Genomic DNA, 17,794 nt, shown 5'->3' on the forward strand with positions numbered 1-17,794 from the left:
AAGGTCGGATAACGGCCTGATCCGGAATGGGGCAGCGCGGTGATGAGTTCCGGGGGTGACAGCAAGAGCGCGAAGCCGGCAGGGCCAATTACGGGGCCAGCTACCGGACCAGCACCTCGCCGCCGCGCAACCGCGCTGGCCGAACAGGAATTGCGGCTGATTTCCGCGCTTGTCTTGCTGATCGCGGTGGGCCTGTTCCTCGCTCTGCCCTTCGTGCTGTCCATCGGCGCAGTCGTGTTCCTGCCGCTGGTTGCCGCGCTTATTCTTACCGTCCTCCTGTCTCCTCTGGCGGACAAGCTGGCAAGCCTGGGCCTGCCCAATTTCCTCGCCTCGCTGTGCGCAATGCTGGTGTTTATCGGCATTCTGGCGCTTGCGCTGACTGCGGTGCTGCGCCCGGCGGTCTCGCTCTATGATCAGGTGCCCGCCATGATCGCACGCGTGGGCGACCATTTCAGCCAGTTGCGCAGCAGCCTGGCCTGGGTGACCCAGCTCAACGAACAGATTGCCGCGATCGTGGGCGAACAGAAGGGGCGTGAAGTCGTGCTGGCCGGGCCGAGTATCCTGGAGCAGTTGGCCTTTGCCACGCCCACCGTGTTGCTGGAGGTGCTGCTTACTCTGTTGCTCGCCTTCTTCATGATCGAGGCGCGGGTGCGGCTGCGCCGTCGCCTCTCCGGCCAGCGCAGCCCGGTCGATGCCAGCCTCAAGGCCGCGCGGGTGATGCGCGATGTGCAGGACAGGGTGGCCGCCTATATCCTGACGGTGGGCGTCATCAATCTCGGCGTGGGCGTGATCGTGGCGCTGGGGGCGTGGGCGATGGGGCTGGATGCGCCGGTGATGTGGGGCGGACTTGCCGCATTGCTCAACTTCATCCCCTATGTCGGCCCGCTGGTGATGACGGCGCTGTTGGCGCTGTTTGGTCTTGGTTCTGCCGAAGTGGCGCTGATCGGGCTGCTGCCGGCGGCGGCCTATCTGGCGCTGCATACGGTGGAATCGAATGTGCTGACCCCGGCAGTGCTGGGTGCGCGTTTCACCATGAACCCGGTGATGATCCTGCTGGCCCTGTCCTATTTCACCTGGATCTGGGGAGTCACCGGCGCGCTGTTGTCTGTGCCCATCTTGCTGGCCTTGACCGCGCTGGTCGATCATCTGGGCAAGCCCAATCTGATCGGCTTCCTGTTTGGCGAGCCGCTGTTCGCCGCCAATGTGCTCGAACTGAGCGATCTGGATTGAACAAAGGCCCGCCGCGCCGGATGCGGCGCGGCGGGCCCTGGCGGTCGCGCAATCGCGCTATCAGGCCGGATAGGTCCAGGCGCTGCCACGCGCCAGATTATCGGCCGCGAAATCCCAGTTCAGATGATTATCGATCACCGCCGCCAGATAGTTCGGACGGGCATTCTGGTGGTCGAGGTAATAGGCGTGTTCCCACACATCCACGGTGAGCAGCGGGTTGAAGCCCTGATCGACCAGCGTGTCGCCGTCATGCGTTTCCTCGATCGACAGCTTGCCGCCCTTTTCCGCCAGCCACACCCAGCCGCTGGCGAAATGGCCCGCGCCGCGATCCTTGAGCTGCTTCTTGAGATCGTCGAGCGAGCCGAACGCTTCGTCGATCTTGTCCGCCAGATCGCCACTGGGGCCGTTGGTGGAAGGCGCCAGCGAATGCCAGTAAAAACCGTGGTTCCAGCTTTGCGCCGCGTTGTTGAACAGGCCCTGATTGCTGCCACGGGCGGCTGCGATCACGTCTTCCAGACTCTTGTCCGCAAGGTCCGTGCCCTCGATCGCGGCATTGGTCTTGTCGATATAGGCCTTGTGGTGCTTGCCGTGGTGAAAGCCCAGCGTTTCCGCGCTGATAGCCGGCGCCAGCGCCTCGTTGTCATAGGGAAGCGGGAGAAGATCGAAAGCCATGGGGGAAAATCCTTGCCAGTGTTGACGCCATGCGGGGGTCATCCTCTAACGCGCCAATGGCGCTTTGGTTGCCCACCCGATTGCAGGCGTGACATTGGTGTTCACCTTGGGCATTGCAAGCGCAGGAATCCTGTCAGGGGAAAAAGGAATACAATATCCATGGCGCGCAAGCTTTTCGGGACCGATGGCATCAGGGGCCGCGCCAATGCCGGCAAGCTGGATGCCGCCACCGCAATGAAGGTGGGGCAGGCCGCCGGCAAGCTGTTCCTGCGCGGGGCGCACAAGCACCGCGTGGTAATCGGCAAGGATACCCGCCTGTCGGGCTATATGATGGAAAACGCGCTGACCGCCGGTTTTACCAGCGTGGGCATGGACGTGATCCTCACCGGCCCGCTGCCCACGCCTGCCGTGGCGCTACTGACGCGCGAAATGCGCGCCGATATCGGCGTGATGATATCGGCCAGCCACAACAAGTTTGCCGATAACGGCATCAAGCTGTTCGGCCCGGATGGCTACAAGCTGTCGGACGCGGACGAGGAAGCGATCGAGGCCGAAATGGCGCGCGATCAGGAGCTGGCACAGGGCGACCATATCGGGCGCGCCCGGCGTATCGACGATGCGCGCGGCCGCTATATCCACGCAGTCAAGCAATCGGTGCCCGACGATATCCGGCTCGATGGCCTGAAAATCGTGGTCGATTGCGCGCATGGTGCGGCCTACAACGTGGCGCCCACCGCGATCTGGGAACTGGGCGCAGAAGTGATCGCCATGGGCGTGTCGCCCAACGGCACCAATATCAATGACGGCGTCGGCTCCACCGATCTCGCCGCGATCAAGGCGCGCGTGGTGGCCGAAGGCGCACATATCGGCATCGCGCTGGATGGCGATGCCGACCGGCTGATCGTGATCGACGAGAAGGGCCGCGAGGTGGACGGCGATCAGATCATGGCGCTGATCGGCACGGCCATGGCGCAAAGCGGGCAGTTGCGCGGCGGCGGCGTGGTGGCCACCGTCATGTCCAATCTGGGGCTGGAACGGCATCTGGCCGCGCAAGGCCTCGATCTGGTGCGCACCAAGGTGGGCGACCGCTATGTGCTGGAGGAGATGCGGCGCGGCGGATACAATGTGGGCGGCGAGCAATCCGGCCACATGATCCTGACCGATCACGCCACCACGGGCGACGGCACGATTGCCGCGCTGCAGGTGCTGTGCGCGCTGGTGCGTGCCGGCAAGCCTGCCAGCGAAGTGCTGCATCTGTTCGACCGTGTGCCGCAATTGCTCAGGAATGTGCGCTATGAGGCGGGCGATCCGCTTGAAATTGCCAGCGTGCGCCAGGCGATCGCCGATGGCGCGGCGGATCTGGGCAGCGGCGGGCGTCTGGTCATCCGCAAATCGGGCACCGAACCGCTCATCCGCGTGATGGCCGAAGGCGATGACGAGGCGCTGGTGACACGCGTGGTGGACGATATCTGCCGCGCGGTGGAAGCTGCCATCTGATGCTGGAAATGCGCCCCGATTGCGAGCGTTGCGGCGCTGATCTGCCCGCCGAGGCGCCCGGTGCCTTCATCTGCAGCATTGAATGCACCTATTGCGCGCCCTGCGCCGATGCGCTGGACGAGCTGTGTCCTAATTGCGGCGGTGAACTGCTCGACCGGCCAACGCGGGCGCGGCGGCATCACGCCGCCTATCCCCCCTCCACCGTACGGCGGCACAAGGCATGACCACTCGTCCGCCCCGCATCCTGATCATTGCCGGATCGGACAGTTCGGGCGGCGCAGGCATTCAGGCCGACATCAAGACCGTCACCATGCTGGGCGGCTATGCCATGACGGCCATCACCGCCGTCACCGCGCAGAATACGCGCGGCGTGACCGGCGTGGAAATGCTCAGCCCCGATATGGTCGCAGCGCAAATGGACGCCTGCATGACCGATATCGGCGTCGACGCGGTCAAGATCGGGATGCTGGGCAGCGCCGACATTGCCGAGGTGGTGGCCGACCGGCTGGAAGATCTGCCCTGTCCCATCGTGTTCGATCCCGTCATGGTCGCCACCAGCGGCAGCGTGCTGGCGGACGAGGCGACGCGCGATGTGTTCGGCTGGCTGATGGACCTTGCCACACTCACCACGCCTAATGTGCCCGAACTCGCCGCGCTGGGCGGCGCGGCGGCGCTGGATGCGAAGGAGATTGCCTGGCTTGCCAAGGGCGGTGATGCCGAAGGGGCAACGGTAGAGGACGTGCTCCACCGCCCCGGCCGCGTGCCAGTGATGTGGGAAGGCCCGCGCATCCAGACGCGCCACACCCACGGCAGCGGCTGCACGCTCGCCAGTGCCATTGCCACGCTGCTGGCGCAGGGGCAGGAGCTGGAGAGCGCGATTGAAAAGGCGCGCCAGTTCGTGCGCCGCGCGATGGAGGCCGCGCCGGGATACGGGTCCGGCCACGGCCCCATGGGCCATCAGGCAGTGCGCTGAACGATCAATCGCAGCCCATGATCGGATCGCTCAGCTTGTAGAACTGGCAGATATACTGCCAGGCTTCATCCGCCGTTTCGCACCAGTGGATGAGGTCGAGATCGGCCGGGCTGATCGTCCCTTCCTCCACCAACCCCTCGAAATCCACGATCCGGTTCCAGAACTGGCGGCCGAACAACATGATCGGCACCGGCTTCATCTTGCCCGTCTGCACCAGCGTCAGAAGCTCGAACAATTCGTCGCAGGTACCAAAGCCGCCGGGGAAGATCGCCACCGCCCGCGCACGGATGAGGAAATGCATTTTCCTGAGCGCGAAGTAGTGAAAATTGAGCGAGAGATAAGGCGTCACATAAGGATTGGGGGCCTGTTCATGCGGCAAGACGATATTGAGTCCGATGCTTTCCGCCCCTGCATCGCTCGCGCCCTTGTTGGCGGCCTCCATGATCGACGGGCCGCCGCCTGAACAGACGACGAATTGCCGCTGCCCCTGATCGACCAGCCCCTTTTCGCTGACCATTCGCGCCAGCTTGTAGGCTTCGTCGTAATATTTCGCCTTGGCGATCAGGTTTTCCTGAACCGTCCGCTCGCGGTCGGACAAGTAGCCCAGCCCTTCGCGCATTTTCTCCGCCTGTTCGGGCGAGGGAATGCGCGCCGACCCGTACATCACCAGCGTGGAGCCGACACGCGCTTCTTCCAGGATCATTTCGGGCTTGAGCAATTCCAGTTGGAAACGAACGGGCCGCAGCTCTTCACGCAGCAGGAAATCGGTGTCCCGAAAGGCGAGGCGATAGGAAGGATGCCGCGTCTGCGCAGTGGAAGCCGGGGCCTTGTCGGCAAAATCGGCTTCCTTCTTGGCGGGGTAGAACTTGCGTTCGCCCAGCTCGTTATCACCATCTTCGGGGCGGTCAGCAGGCATATCCAAGGCATCTTCTCCACTCATCACGCCGCTGACCTAGGGAGAGCGCTTTGCCGTGGCAAGGCAGCACAGGCCGATAAAGAGGGAGAGAATGGATGCCCCGCGAGGATTCGAACCTCGATAGACGGAATCAGAATCCGTAGTCTTACCATTAGACGACGGGGCAACAGAGCGCGCGCCTCTATAATGCGTGCCCCATCGCGTCAAGGGGTTCGCAAGGGCCCCGTGCCTCAGCCTGCTTGCCCGTGGGGTTCACATCGGGTAACCACGTGGCAGGTTCCGCTCCGATGTGGCGGGTTTTGCAGAGCAAGTGAGTATTTCATGGCGGATCAGATTCCGCCGGACGGCCGCAGCAACAGGGCCGGTGGACCAAGGGGCAGGCGCGGTGCGCGCCCTTCCGCCAAGCCCGGCAAGAAGCGCCCGCATACCGGCAAAAGCAGGTTCGGCAAGGCCAGCCACAGCGCCGGCGGACGCCCCCTGCCCCCAGGCCCCTTTGCGCTGTCGCCTGCCGCTGCGCGCGCCCCGCAAATTGCTGTCCGGCCTACCGGCGCACCGGAAAGCTCCCCCGGCTTGCGGCAGGCCTATGCCGCAATCGACCTAGGCACCAATAATTGCCGCTTGCTGATCGCGCGGCCGTGTGATGACGGCTTCGTGGTGATCGACGCGTTCAGCCGCGTGGTGCGGCTTGGCGAAGGACTGGCGCAATCGGGCCGGCTGAGTGACGCGGCAATGGACCGCGCGGTTGGCGCGCTGCGGATCTGTGCCGACAAGCTGCGCAAGCGCAATGTGCATCTTGCCCGCTCGGTCGCCACCGAAGCCTGCCGGCAGGCGGAGAACGGGCCTGAATTCATCGCCCGCGTGCGCGCCGAGACCGGCATAGCGCTCGACATCATCAGCGCCGAGGAGGAGGCGCGCCTTGCCGTGCTGGGTTGCCATATTCTGCTGGAAGATGGCCCCGGCCCGGCGGTCATATTCGATATCGGCGGCGGCTCCACCGAATTGGTGCTGATCGAGCCGGACAAGACCGCGCGCCGCGGAATAGTGGCGGGCCCGCCGCGCATCCTCGACTGGCAGAGCGTGCCCTGGGGGGTTGTCTCGCTGTCCGAAACCGTGGGAGAGGAAGGCACCGCGCCCGGCGACCGCATTGCCCGCTATGCCCGGATGAAGGCGCTGGTGCATGACAGCTTCCGTGCGTTTGCCGAGCGGCTGGCGCCGCACCGCGCACCCGATCTCAGGCTGCTGGGCACCAGCGGGACGGTGACGACGCTCGCCAGCCTGCATCTCGATCTGCCGCAATATGACCGACGCGCGGTGGACGGGCTGATCGTGCCGGCAGAGGCGATGCGCAGCATCTCCGCCCGCCTTTCGGCCATGGAGCCAGAGGAACGCCGGCAATTGTCCTGCATCGGCCACGAACGGGCCGATCTGGTGGTGGCGGGCTGCGCCATTCTGGAAACAATACTCGACATCTGGCCCGCGCCCCGGCTGGGCGTGGCCGATCGCGGTATCCGCGAGGGCATATTGCGATCGCTGATGTCAACCGATCTGGCCGGCGCGCGCAACGCCGCCGCCTTTGGCCGAAAGATTCCGTAATGGCGCGTGCAGGACAGGATTCGACGCGGCGGCTCAAAAGCAACCGCAGGCGCAAGCAAAGCTCCACCCAGTGGCTCGAACGCCAATTGAACGACCCCTATGTCAAGCGCGCCAAGGCCGATGGTTATCGCAGCCGCGCCGCCTACAAGCTGATCGAGCTGGACGAACGCTTCGACTTGCTGAAACGCGCCACCCGCGTGGTCGATCTGGGCATCGCGCCAGGCGGCTGGGCGCAGGTCGTGCGCAAGCTTGCCCCGCGGGCAGTCATTGTCGGCATCGACTTGCTGGAAACAGAGCCACTGGATGGCGTGACCATCCTGCAAATGGATTTCATGGACGACAAGGCGCCGGGCCTGCTGACCGCCGCGCTCGACGGTCCGCCCGATCTGGTGCTGTCGGACATGGCGGCGAACACGGTGGGTCACAAGCAGACCGATCACTTGCGCACCATGGCGCTGGTGGAAGCGGGTGCGTGGTTCGCGATTGAGAATCTGGCGCCCGGCGGGGCCTTCGTCGCCAAGGTGCTGGCGGGCGGCACCGATACCGAACTGCTCTCCCTGCTCAAATCGCATTTCCGGAGCGTCAAACATGCCAAGCCGCCTGCCAGCCGCAAGGGCAGCAGCGAATGGTATGTGATTGCAGAGGGGTTCAAGGGACGTGCCACTGCCGAACCGGACGAGCCGGAGAATCACGGATAGAAGATACGAAAAAGGCCGGGTTTGCACCCGGCCTTTTCGCGTGACTGGAAGGGTCTACCGGCTCAGGCGGCAGCGGCTTCTTCGGCCGGTGCTGCTTCACCCTCGGTTCCGGCTTCGACTTCCGCAGCCTCGCCTTCCACTGCCTCTTCTTCCGCGGCGGGAGGCGGCGGGATCGCCGGACCACCGCCCATCGAGAGCAAATAGAGGATCACATTGGCACGTTCCTGCGGATCGGACAGGCCGGCAAAGCTCATCTTGGTGCCATTGGCAAAGGCACGCGGGCTCTTCAACCAGGCATCCATATTTTCGAAATCCCAGACGCCGCCATGGCCCGACAGCGCGCTGGAGTAGGCAAAGCCCGCCATGTGCTGGCCCACCGGCTGGCCCATGATCGCCCACAAGTTCGGCCCGATGCCATTTGCGCCGCCCTGTTCGATCGTGTGGCACGCCGCGCACTTGGCAAAACTGGCCGCGCCCGCAGCCGCATCACCGGTGTTGAGCAGCGCTGCAAGCGATGGCCCTTCGGCTGCGCCGCCGGCTTCCACGCCTTCGATCACATAGCCCAGATTTTCCGGCCGTTCGGGATCGGGAATGATCAGGCCCACCACGAAACGCAGCAGCAGCGCGACGACACCGGCAAACAGCAGCCAGCCGAAAATGGTATTGAGACGGTCAGTCATGGGTGAATCATCTGCCAGAGTGAACCAGAGGCAAAAAGCCCGTTTCCGGGCGCTCTAGTAAGGCAAGCGGCAAGGCGCAAGTGCGATCATGGCCCTATGCCCATAAAGCGGTAGCGGGAATTGCCGATCATTTGCACTTGTCGCCCTGCCTTGCGGGCGATAGGCGCTTGCCCCCATGCAAAGCTTCCCTGCTCCCGCGCTCGACCTGGTGGAAAAGATGCGCGCCGCCGCGGCGGCTGATCCGGCGCGCGCCGTGGCCTTTCAGGGCGCGCCGGGTGCCAATTCGCATCGTGCGGCTCTGGAATATGCGCCCGAATGCCTGCCGCTGCCCTGCTTCAGTTTCGAGGATGCGCTCGACGCGGTGAAAAACGGCGCGGCCGGCGCGGCGATTATCCCGATCGAAAACTCGCAGCACGGGCGCGTGGCCGATATCCATTTCCTGCTGCCCGAAAGCGGGCTGTCGATTGTGGGCGAGCATTTCCTTGCCATCCATCACGCGCTGATGGGTCTGGGCCTGGGGCCGTTTCAGGCGGCCTATTCGCACCCGCAGGCACTGGGGCAAAGCCGCCATTTCCTGCGCGAGCGGGGTATCGTGCCGATGGCCTATGCCGACACCGCAGGCGCGGCGGCCTTTGTGAAGGAGGCGGGCGATCCGTCGATCGCTGCCATTGCACCTGCAATTGCGGCAGACCTCTATGGCCTTTCCATCGTGGCCGACCGGGTGGAGGACGCCGCCGACAACACCACGCGCTTCGTGGTGCTGGCGCAGCAGCCGCTCGACCCCGCAACGCTGGCAGGCGAGGAGGCGATCACAACCTTCATTTTCGAGGTGAACAATGTGCCTGCCGCGCTGTACAAGGCGCTGGGCTGTTTCGCCACCAACGGCGTCAACATGACCAAGCTGGAAAGCTACCAGAAAGGCGCCAGCTTTGCCGCGACCATGTTCTATTGCGACATTGTGGGCGCGCCGGGCGAGCCGGGTGTCGACCGCGCGCTGGAGGAACTCGCTTTCCACGCGAAGGAAGTGCGGATGCTGGGGACCTACCGCTCGGCCCGCAAGCGGGGTTGAGGGGTCAGACCGTTTCCGCTGCGCAGTAATCGCGCAGGAAATCGGCATGGGCGGGCAGGCCTTGCGCGGCCGCGCGGCATTCGCTGGCGATGCGGCGCATCTGTTCGGCGGCATATGCGGGGCTGGCCCGGTCGGCGAGCGCGTGCACGCCGCCGGGCAGGCACCGCTGCCCGATCAGCACGGATGACCAGCTGCCCAGCTGGAACAGGTGCCCGCCCGACACATCCACGATCCCGCGCGCGCGCCACACCTCCAGCGTATGCTTCAGGCTGTCGGGGATCTCCATATGGCGGACATAGCGCCAGAACTCGGAATCGTCCCGCTCGCTCAGATGGTAATGCGCCACGATGAAATCACGCACGTCGGCCCATTCCTCGGCCGTCTTGCGGTTAAAGGCATCACGCAGCGCGGCATCCATTGCGCGGGTGGGGAAATACTGGACCAGCCGTTCGAGCGAGGACTGGACGAAATGGATGCTGGTCGATTCAAGCGGTTCCAGAAAGCCCGATGACAGACCCAGCCCCACCACATTGCCCACCCAGGCGCGCTGCCGCCTGCCGGTGGTGAACTTGATAAGGCGCGGATCGGCAAGTGCCTCGCCCTCCAGATTGGCGAGCAGACGCGCTTCCGCCTCGTCCTCCGAACAAAAGGCGCTTGCAAAGACATGGCCGTTGCCGGTGCGGTGCTGCAGCGGGATGCGCCATTGCCAGCCCACGGCGTGGGCGATCCCTTGCGTGTAGGGGCGGATGCCGCCTGCGGGCCGCGCGGATGGCACGGCCAGCGCGCGGTCGGAGGGGATATAGCGGCTCCAGTCGTCGAAAGGTTCGCCCAGCGCCTTGCCCAGCAACAGGCTGGCAAAGCCGGTGCAATCGATGAACAGATCGGCCTCCAGTCGGCGGCCATCGTCCAGCACGACGGCGGTGACAAAACCGCTTTCCCCGTCCCTCTCCACATCGACGATTCGCCCTTCCGTGCGCACCGCACCGCGCCCTTCCGCGATCTTGCGCAGATGGGCGGCATAAAGATGCGCATCGAAATGATACGCATGGGTATAGCGGTTGGCAGGCAGATCCTTGCGCGCTCCGGCGAGCGCAAAGCGATCCAGCCGCGCGGCGGCGCGGGCCATGAACATGTCGTCGAATTCGGGATAGGGTGCACCGTCCTGCGCGGCGGCGAGCCTGCCCAGCAGCCACCAGTGATGCATCGGCACCACCGCGTCCAGCTCGCGCGCAGGCCTTCCGAACTGATGCAGATAGCGGTCGCCCACCTGTCCCCAATTGTGAAACTCGATCCCCAGTTTGAAGGTGCCCTGCGTGGCGGCCATGAAGCCGCGCTCGTCAATCTGCGCCGCGCGGTTGAATTGCTGCATCGGCGGAATGGTCGCCTCGCCCACGCCGACAATCCCGATCGCCTCGCTTTCGACCAGTTCGACCCGCACCTTCTTCGAAAGGACGGTGGCAAGCAGGGTGGCGGCCATCCAGCCGGACGATCCCCCGCCCACCACCAGCACGCGGCGCACGGCCTCATCGGCGGGGATCCGGGGTAAATGTTCAGCAGGGGCGATCTGTGTCATGCGCGCCATATTGCGGCGAGACGCGGCTGTGCGCAATCCGGGCCGAGAGCCAATGCCCGCAGCCGTGGCAATTGCTTTGCACCGCCAGCCATGCCACCACACGCGGCGTGAGCAGACCTGCGGCGACCAACCTTCCGGAAGACAGCGCTTTTTCGCGCGATTGGGCTGCCATGCGGGCGGATGGCGACATCCAGTTTGCCCCCGTGCAGATCGAGCCGCTCGACGTGCCTGACGCCGGATCGAGCTGGCTGGCCGACCTGTTCGAATGGATTGCCTGGTTACTGGGCCCGGTGGGCCGCACCGTGGCGGAAAACTGGAATGTGGTGATGTGGGTGCTGATCACGCTGCTTGCCGCCATCGTGCTGCTGGCCGTATGGCGTGCGGCGCGCGGCGCGGTGTTCGCCCGCCGGGAAAGCGACAATGGCGAGGCGGATGTCCGCCCCGATGCCGCCCACGCGCGGGAACTGCTGGAAGAGGCGGACCGGCTGGCCAGCGAAGGCCGCTTTGACGAGGCGACGCATCTGCTGCTGCAACGCTCGGTCGCGCAGATTGCCGAGGCGCGGCCCGATCTGGTGCCGCCCTCTGTCACCGCGCGCGAACTGGCGGGCCTGCCTGCCTTGCCCGATCAGGCGCGCAATGCCTTTGCCACCATCGCCGCGCGCGTGGAGCGCAGCCTGTTTGCGCTGCGCCAGCTTTCGGCGGACGATTGGCACGAAGCGCGCGCCTCCTATGCCCAGTTCGCGCTGGGCTATTCGGCGATCACAGCCGGGACGCGCGGATGAGCCGCCGCGCCAACCCGTTCAGCGCCAAGGCCGTGCTGGGCCTGCTGCTGGTGGGCGGCGGCGCTCTCCTGCTGTTCCTGTATGCCATCGGCGCCGGGTGGACAGGCGAACGCATGGGCGTGACCGCGCATGGCCGATCCAATGCGCTCGATGGCTATTCGGGCCTTGTTCAATTGCTGGAGCGGCGCGGACATGATGTGCGCCTGACCCGCGCGCAATCGGATGTCGATAGGGTCGAGGATCTGCTGATCCTGACGCCCGGCACCAATACCGATCCGCAGCGTCTGGAAGACGTGTTGTGGGCGCGCAGCACCACCGGACCGACCATCGTGATCCTGCCCAAATGGCAAAGCCGCCCCCTGCCCGACAATGCGCCCGAAGGCACGCAAGATGATTGGGTGGAACTTGCCCCCGGTTACACGGGGTTGTGGTTCAGCCAGGTGCCCAGCCTTGCCCCCTTGACGCTTGCCACAGGAGAAAGCGTGAGCTGGCGCGGGCTGGGCCTTTCGGGCCGGTTCCCCAGCGCACTGGTGCAGGCAATAACCGAATTGCCCAATGACGAACTGATCCCGCTTATCACCGATACCGAAGGCGATCTGCTCGCCGGATACTGGAACCGGGGCGGATGGCACCCCGCTCTGGCCGAGGCGGCAGAGATTACCTTCAGCCAGGAGGCGGAAGACGAACAGGATGGCGATCTTTTTCCGCTGATCGTGGTGGCCGAACCTGACCTGTTCAACAATTACGGCATGAGCGATGAGGCGCGCGCCCGTGCCGCCGTGGCGCTGGTGGAACTGGCGATGGAAGGCGAAGATGTGGGCATCGTCTTCGACCTCACCATGCCCGGCCTTGGCGCGAGCGAGAACCTGCTGACACTTGCCTTCCGCCCGCCATTCCTTGCCGCCACGATCTGCCTGCTGCTGGCGATGCTGGTGGTGGGATGGCGTGCCTTCCGCCGCTTTGGCCCGCCGCTGGCACAGGCGCCGGCAATGCGTGCGGGCAAGGCGCAACTGGCACGCAATTCGGCTGCGCTGATCGAACGCGCGCGGCGCTGGCGCCTGCTGGGTGCGCCGTATGCCGCGCTGGTGGCTGCGCGGCTGGCGCGCGCGCTCAATATCCGGGAACACGATCCCCTTGCGCGCGAAGCTGCCATTGACGCGGCCTTGCACGCGCGCGGACTGGAAGGGACGGGCTTTGCCGCCGCAGCCGAAGCCATGCGCACCGCACGCCGCCCGGCCGAAATTCTGCGCGGGGCGCAGACACTCAAGACAATCGAAAGGATGCTGGAAAAATGAGCATGACGCTGGAGGATACCCGCGCGCTGGCAGCGGCGATCCGGGCGGAAGTGGCCAAGGCCATCGTGGGGCAGGAGGCTGCGGTCGAGCATCTGCTGATCGCGCTGGTGGCGCGGGGCCATGTGCTGCTCGAAGGGCCACCGGGCACCGCCAAGACGTTTCTGGCGCAGTGCTTTTCGCGCGCGACCGGCCTCGATTTCGGGCGCATCCAGTTCACGCCCGATCTGCTGCCGGGCGATATTCTCGGCTCCAACCTGTTCAATTTCCAGACCAGCACCTTCACCCTGACGCGCGGGCCAATCTTTTGCGACCTGCTGCTGGCAGACGAGATCAACCGCACGCCGCCCAAGACGCAAGCCGCGCTGCTGGAGGCGATGCAGGAACGGCGCGTCACGCTGGACGGCGAGACTTACGCACTGGGCGATCAGTTCATGGTCGTGGCAACGCAGAACCCGATCGAGAATCAGGGGGTTTATCCCCTGCCCGAAGCGCAGCTGGACCGTTTCGCGTTCAAGCTGATCGTGCCCTACCCCAGCATGGAAGAGGAGGCGCGGATCGTGGAGCGGTTCGGCAATCTGTCCGGCCCGCCCCGGCTGGAGGATTTCGGCGTGGAGCAGGTGGCCGATGCCGCGCGCATCGCGGCCGCGCAGGCTTCGCTGGCGCAGGTGACGCTGGCGCGCGAGATCGTCGATTACACCGTGCGGCTGGTGCGCGCGACGCGCGACCATGCCGATATCGCCAGTGGCGCGTCGCCGCGCGCGGCCGTGCTGCTCGCCAATGCCGCCCGCGCCCGCGCCGCGCTGGAAGGGCGCGATTACGTGATCCCCGACGATGTGAAGGCGCTGGCCACCGCAACCTTGCGCCACCGGCTGTTGCTGTCCCCCGCCGCCGAAATCGAGGGGCGGCAGATCGAGGATCTGGTCGCCGCGCTGGTGGACGAGACCGAGGCGCCGCGCTGAGGTGAAGCTGCCTTTCCGCCTTTCTGCCCTTCCCATCGTGCCATCGGCGCGGCTGCTCGCGCTGCTGGTGCTGCTTGCCCCTGTTGCGCTGGTAGTGGCGGCAACCGCGCCAGGCGCGTGGATCGTCGCGCCTGCGGCCGGGCTGGCGCTGCTGCTGCTGGCGGTGATCGACGGATGGCTGGCAGGGCGACTGGTGGATCTGGCGCTCGATGTGCCGCGCGATGGGGAGGTGGGGCAGCCCCTGCCGCTGAGCGTGAAGGCGCAAATTGCCGGCTACCGCTCATCCCGTACGCCGCACGTCGCGCTCGGCTTCGATGCGCGGCTGGGCGATGGCGGCGCGGCCAGCTTCGCGCTGGACCGAGTGGAAGAAGCGGGCCGCTTTGCCGGCACCGGCACGATCACCCCCACGCGCCGGGGGCCGGGGCAATTGCATACGCTGTGGCTGCGCTGGCCTGGGCCGCTGGGGCTGGGCGCGCGGCAGATGCGCCGCGATCTGGAACAGGCAGTGCGCGTCTGGCCGGACCTTGCGCCCACCCGCTCGCCTGCGCTGCAAAGCTTCCTGCGCGATGCCCAGTTCGGCCTCATCGCGCGGCGAATTCGCGGCGAAGGCACGCAGTTTGAAGCGCTTTCGGAATACGAAGCTGGAATGGACCGCCGTCGGATCGACTGGAAAGCCAGCGCCCGCCACACCGCGCTCTATGCCCGCGAGAACGAGGCGGAGCGCGACAACCAGATCGTCTTTGCCTTTGATTGCGGGCAGGCGATGGTGGAGCCGGTGGACGGCCTGCCACGCATCGACCGGGCGATTTCGGCCGCGCTCAGCGCCGCGTATGTCGCGCTGAGGGGTGGCGATCGGGTGGCCGTGTTCGGCTTTGCCGACAAGCCAAGCGTGCTGACGCCCTTCGTCACCGAAACGCGCAGCTTCTACCGCTTGCAAACGGCCGCGGCGGAACTCGATTATGTGCCGCGCGAGCCCAATTTCACGCTGGCGCTGGCGACGCTTACCGCACGGCTGAAACGCCGGTCGCTGATCGTGCTGTTTTCCGATTTCACCGATCCCACATCGGCCGAACTGATGGTGGAAAGTGTGGAGCGGCTGGTGCGCCACCACCTCGTGATCTTCGTCACGCTGCGCGATGCGGAACTGGACGACCTTGTCGCCGCCGCGCCCGCCAGCGTGGCCGATGTCGCCACCGCAATTGCGGCGGCGGGTCTCGCGCATCAACGCGCCATCGTGTTGCAACGCCTGCGCCGTCTTGGCGTGGATGTGATCGAGGCACCGTGGCAGCAGGTCGGTTACCGCCTGATCGACCGCTATCTGGAAGCCAAAAGGCTGGAGGCGGTGGGCTGATGGCGCTGAACCTTTTCTCACGCAAGCAGGCCGAAGCGCCACCGGCGATCGAGGCGGCAACCTTGCGTTCCGACCGGTTCCGGCTGGAACGGCAAAGCGATTGGCAGCGGCTGGAATCCATCGTCACCGCGCTGGAAAAGAACCGCCCCGGCCGCATAGCCGATGATGACCTGCTCGAACTGCCGGTGCTGTATCGCAAGGCCGCCTCCAGCCTGGCCGTGGCGCGCGAAACCTCGCTCGATGCCGCAACGCTGGCTTATCTGGAATCGCTGGTGCGGCGCGCATGGTTTCAGGTCTACGGCCCGCGCACCGGCTTCCTGCGCTGGCTGCGCAGCTTCTTTGGCGGCGGGTGGAGCGCGGCGGTGCGCGATCTGTGGCTCGACATCTGCATTGCGCTGGCGGTGATGGTGGCGGGCACGCTGGTCGGTTGGCTGCTGGTGGCTGGCGATAACGAATGGTATTACCGGCTGGTGCCCGATAGCATGGCGGGCGGCCGCCATCCCGGTGCCAGCCCCGAAATGCTGGCGCAATCGCTGGAAGGCACCGAGGGGGCCGAGGGGCTGACCGTGTTTGCCGCGAGCCTGTTTTCCAACAATTCGGGCGTGTGCATCCTTGCCTTTGCGCTGGGCTTTGCCTTTGGCATCCCCACGCTGCTGCTGCTGGTGCACAATATGGCAATGCTGGGCGCGATGCTGTGGCTGTTCCATCAGGGCGGCCTTGGCTTCGATTTTGCCGCATGGCTGAGCGTGCACGGCACGACCGAGCTGTTTGCCATATTGCTGGCAGGCGCAGCAGGCCTGCATATCGGGCGGTCCATGGCTTTTCCGGGCGAGCTGTCGATTATGGATGCGGCGGCGGCCAGCGGGCGGCGCGCGGCCGTGGTGATGGTGGGCTGTGTGCTGATGCTGGTGATTGCGGGGCTGCTGGAAGGCTATGCGCGGCAATTGGTGCAGACATCCGAAGCGCGGCTGACCATCGGGCTGGTGATGCTGGCGTTCTGGCTGGCTTACTTCCTGCTGATGCCGCGCCGCGCAATGGGCGCAAAGGTCGATCCGGCATGAGCAGCGCCGCTTCCATGCAGGCCAAACGCCAATTGCGCGAGGCGCGCCGGATGCGCGACCTGGTCACGCCCGAAGGCTTGAACCTGCCGCTGACGATTGCCGGGTGGGGTTCGCGGGCGGGCGCATTGGTGCTCGACCTCATCTTCCTGTTTCTGGGCGCGCTGGCGATCATCCTCGCGCTTGCCGGAATCGGCTTTGGCGTTTTGGAAGCGGCGATGTCGGGCACGCCCAGCCCGGCAGTGGAACTGGTGGTGGTGCTGATCATCCTCGCCTTCTGGTTCGCGCGCTATGGCTATTTCCTCTACTTCGAACTCGGCCCACGCGGTGCCACGCCGGGCAAACGGCTGATCGGCATTCGCGTGGCCGCACGCGATGGCGGGCGGTTGACGGCAGAGGCGGTGATTGCGCGCAATCTGCTGCGCGATATTGAACTGTTTCTGCCGATAGGTTTCCTGTTCAGCCTGATCGACAGCGACGGGCCGAATGACGGGGTGATGGGCTGGGCCGCGACCGTCTGGTTCCTTGTCTTCATGCTGTTCCCGCTGTTCAACAAGGATCGCTTGCGCGCAGGCGATCTGGTGGCGGGCACCTGGGTGGTGCAAGCGCCGCGCGTGAAGCTGGCCTCCGCCCTTTCCGTCAGCGCAGGCGCGCCGCCCGATTACCGCTTTGGCGAGGCGGAACTGTCGGTCTATGGCGAGCATGAATTGCAGGTGCTGGAAGGCGTGCTGCGGCAGAACAATCCCGATGCGATGCGCGAAGTGGCGAAGGCGATCTGCCGCAAGATCGGCTGGGATGCCGGCGCCGGGCACGAACGCGAATTCCTAGAAGCCTTCTACGCCGCCTTGCGCGCGCATCTGGAACGCGGCATGCGGTTCGGCAAACGCAAGGCAGACAAGTTTTCCGCATGATCCTGCGCCCCGCCACCCCTGCCGATACTGGGCCGCTGGCCGATCTGGGCCGCCACAGTTTCTGCGCCGCCTTTGCCCATCTTTACCGGGCAGAGGATCTCAACGCCTTTCTCGCGACCGCCTACAATCCGGCGAAGGTGGCGGGCGAGATTGCCGATCCGGCCTACACGCACCAGCTGGCGGAAGACGCGGCGAGCGGCCGCCTGCTGGGCTTTTGCAAGATGCGCCAGCCCAGCGACTACGCCCACCACTCCGATGCGGCGCGCCCGATGGCTTTGTGCCAGCTTTACACCGCGCCCGATACGACCGGGCAGGGCATTGGCGCGGCCCTGATGGACTGGGCGCTGGACCATGCGCGGGCAAGCGGTGCGGATGCGGTGCAATTGTCCGTATGGGCGGAAAACTTCGGCGCGCAGCGGTTTTACGCCCGCTATGGCTTTGCCAAGATTGCCGATATCGATTTCTGGGTTGGCAATCACCGGGACGAGGAATTCCTCCTCGAACTGCGTCTCTGAGCCATGGTCGGGAGCGCTGGGT

The 17,794-nt window shown here is 65.5% G+C and carries 18 protein-coding genes and 1 tRNA gene; 14 read left to right on the top strand and 5 right to left on the bottom strand.

The window, feature by feature from the left end; translation table 11 throughout:
* Positions 1–42: 42 nt before the first annotated feature.
* A complete protein-coding gene (locus WFP39_RS03335; protein WP_336917821.1) occupies positions 43–1,230 on the top strand; it encodes an AI-2E family transporter in 1,188 nt (395 codons plus the stop codon).
* Positions 1,231–1,290: 60 nt separating this feature from the next.
* Here WFP39_RS03335 and WFP39_RS03340 read toward each other — a convergent pair whose 3' ends face one another.
* Entirely contained in the window at positions 1,291–1,902 is a 612-nt protein-coding gene (locus WFP39_RS03340; RefSeq protein WP_336917718.1) for a superoxide dismutase, read from the bottom strand.
* A gap of 159 nt (positions 1,903–2,061) precedes the next feature.
* On the opposite strand from WFP39_RS03340, the gene glmM reads away from it, so the two are divergent.
* The 3 genes from glmM to thiD are packed head-to-tail and all read left to right on the top strand — an operon-like array spanning position 2,062 to position 4,372.
* Positions 2,062–3,399, top strand: a complete 1,338-nt coding sequence (glmM, locus tag WFP39_RS03345; protein ID WP_336917719.1) for a phosphoglucosamine mutase — start codon at positions 2,062–2,064, stop codon at positions 3,397–3,399.
* Positions 3,399–3,623, top strand: coding sequence for a DUF1272 domain-containing protein (locus tag WFP39_RS03350; protein WP_336917720.1), 225 nt, complete (start codon positions 3,399–3,401; stop codon positions 3,621–3,623). The genes glmM and WFP39_RS03350 overlap by 1 nt, the downstream gene beginning before the upstream one ends.
* A complete protein-coding gene (thiD, locus tag WFP39_RS03355) occupies positions 3,620–4,372 on the top strand; it encodes a bifunctional hydroxymethylpyrimidine kinase/phosphomethylpyrimidine kinase (protein ID WP_336917721.1) in 753 nt (250 codons plus the stop codon). The genes WFP39_RS03350 and thiD overlap by 4 nt, the downstream gene beginning before the upstream one ends.
* Before the next feature lie 4 nt (positions 4,373–4,376).
* Here the strand turns inward: thiD and WFP39_RS03360 are convergent, their stop codons facing one another.
* Both WFP39_RS03360 and WFP39_RS03365 read right to left on the bottom strand, forming a co-directional pair.
* Complete coding sequence (locus WFP39_RS03360; RefSeq protein ID WP_377923243.1) at positions 4,377–5,288, bottom strand: LOG family protein; 912 nt, start codon at positions 5,286–5,288, stop codon at positions 4,377–4,379.
* Between the two features lie 92 nt (positions 5,289–5,380).
* Positions 5,381–5,454: transfer RNA gene (locus WFP39_RS03365), tRNA-Gln, on the bottom strand.
* A 155-nt stretch (positions 5,455–5,609) separates the two neighbouring features.
* Here WFP39_RS03365 and WFP39_RS03370 point away from each other — a divergent pair.
* On the top strand, positions 5,610–6,881 hold the full coding sequence (locus WFP39_RS03370) for a Ppx/GppA phosphatase family protein (protein WP_336917723.1): 1,272 nt from the start codon (positions 5,610–5,612) through the stop codon (positions 6,879–6,881).
* On the top strand, positions 6,881–7,579 hold the full coding sequence (locus WFP39_RS03375) for an RlmE family RNA methyltransferase (RefSeq protein WP_336917724.1): 699 nt from the start codon (positions 6,881–6,883) through the stop codon (positions 7,577–7,579). Before WFP39_RS03370 ends, WFP39_RS03375 begins: the two co-directional genes overlap by 1 nt.
* A 62-nt stretch (positions 7,580–7,641) precedes the next feature.
* Here the strand turns inward: WFP39_RS03375 and WFP39_RS03380 are convergent, their stop codons facing one another.
* The gene (locus WFP39_RS03380) at positions 7,642–8,259 is read right to left on the bottom strand and encodes a c-type cytochrome (RefSeq protein ID WP_336917725.1); all 618 of its coding nucleotides are present in this window, start codon (positions 8,257–8,259) and stop codon (positions 7,642–7,644) included.
* Between the two features lie 175 nt (positions 8,260–8,434).
* On the opposite strand from WFP39_RS03380, the gene WFP39_RS03385 reads away from it, so the two are divergent.
* On the top strand, positions 8,435–9,328 hold the full coding sequence (locus tag WFP39_RS03385; protein WP_336917726.1) for a prephenate dehydratase: 894 nt from the start codon (positions 8,435–8,437) through the stop codon (positions 9,326–9,328).
* A gap of 4 nt (positions 9,329–9,332) precedes the next feature.
* On the opposite strand, the gene WFP39_RS03390 is transcribed toward WFP39_RS03385, so the two are convergent.
* Positions 9,333–10,901: a tryptophan halogenase family protein gene (locus WFP39_RS03390; protein WP_336917727.1), complete on the bottom strand. Its 1,569-nt coding sequence runs from the start codon at positions 10,899–10,901 to the stop codon at positions 9,333–9,335.
* Between the two features lie 107 nt (positions 10,902–11,008).
* Between WFP39_RS03390 and WFP39_RS03395 the strand changes: the two genes are divergently transcribed.
* The 7 genes from WFP39_RS03395 to WFP39_RS03425 are packed head-to-tail and all read left to right on the top strand — an operon-like array spanning position 11,009 to position 17,772.
* Positions 11,009–11,683, top strand: a complete 675-nt coding sequence (locus WFP39_RS03395; protein ID WP_336917728.1) for a hypothetical protein — start codon at positions 11,009–11,011, stop codon at positions 11,681–11,683.
* The gene (locus WFP39_RS03400; RefSeq protein WP_336917729.1) at positions 11,680–12,978 is read left to right on the top strand and encodes a DUF4350 domain-containing protein; all 1,299 of its coding nucleotides are present in this window, start codon (positions 11,680–11,682) and stop codon (positions 12,976–12,978) included. Before WFP39_RS03395 ends, WFP39_RS03400 begins: the two co-directional genes overlap by 4 nt.
* Entirely contained in the window at positions 12,975–13,937 is a 963-nt protein-coding gene (locus WFP39_RS03405) for an AAA family ATPase (RefSeq protein ID WP_336917730.1), read from the top strand. Before WFP39_RS03400 ends, WFP39_RS03405 begins: the two co-directional genes overlap by 4 nt.
* Before the next feature lies 1 nt (position 13,938).
* Positions 13,939–15,288, top strand: a complete 1,350-nt coding sequence (locus tag WFP39_RS03410) for a DUF58 domain-containing protein (protein WP_377923239.1) — start codon at positions 13,939–13,941, stop codon at positions 15,286–15,288.
* The gene (locus tag WFP39_RS03415) at positions 15,288–16,349 is read left to right on the top strand and encodes a stage II sporulation protein M (protein WP_336917731.1); all 1,062 of its coding nucleotides are present in this window, start codon (positions 15,288–15,290) and stop codon (positions 16,347–16,349) included. Before WFP39_RS03410 ends, WFP39_RS03415 begins: the two co-directional genes overlap by 1 nt.
* Complete coding sequence (locus WFP39_RS03420) at positions 16,346–17,257, top strand: RDD family protein (RefSeq protein ID WP_336917732.1); 912 nt, start codon at positions 16,346–16,348, stop codon at positions 17,255–17,257. Before WFP39_RS03415 ends, WFP39_RS03420 begins: the two co-directional genes overlap by 4 nt.
* Positions 17,254–17,772, top strand: coding sequence for a GNAT family N-acetyltransferase (locus tag WFP39_RS03425; RefSeq protein WP_336917733.1), 519 nt, complete (start codon positions 17,254–17,256; stop codon positions 17,770–17,772). Before WFP39_RS03420 ends, WFP39_RS03425 begins: the two co-directional genes overlap by 4 nt.
* Positions 17,773–17,794: the final 22 nt, after the last annotated feature.

The sequence above is a fragment of the Alteraurantiacibacter lauratis genome (assembly GCF_037154155.1).
GTDB classification, from domain to species: domain Bacteria; phylum Pseudomonadota; class Alphaproteobacteria; order Sphingomonadales; family Sphingomonadaceae; genus Alteraurantiacibacter; species Alteraurantiacibacter lauratis.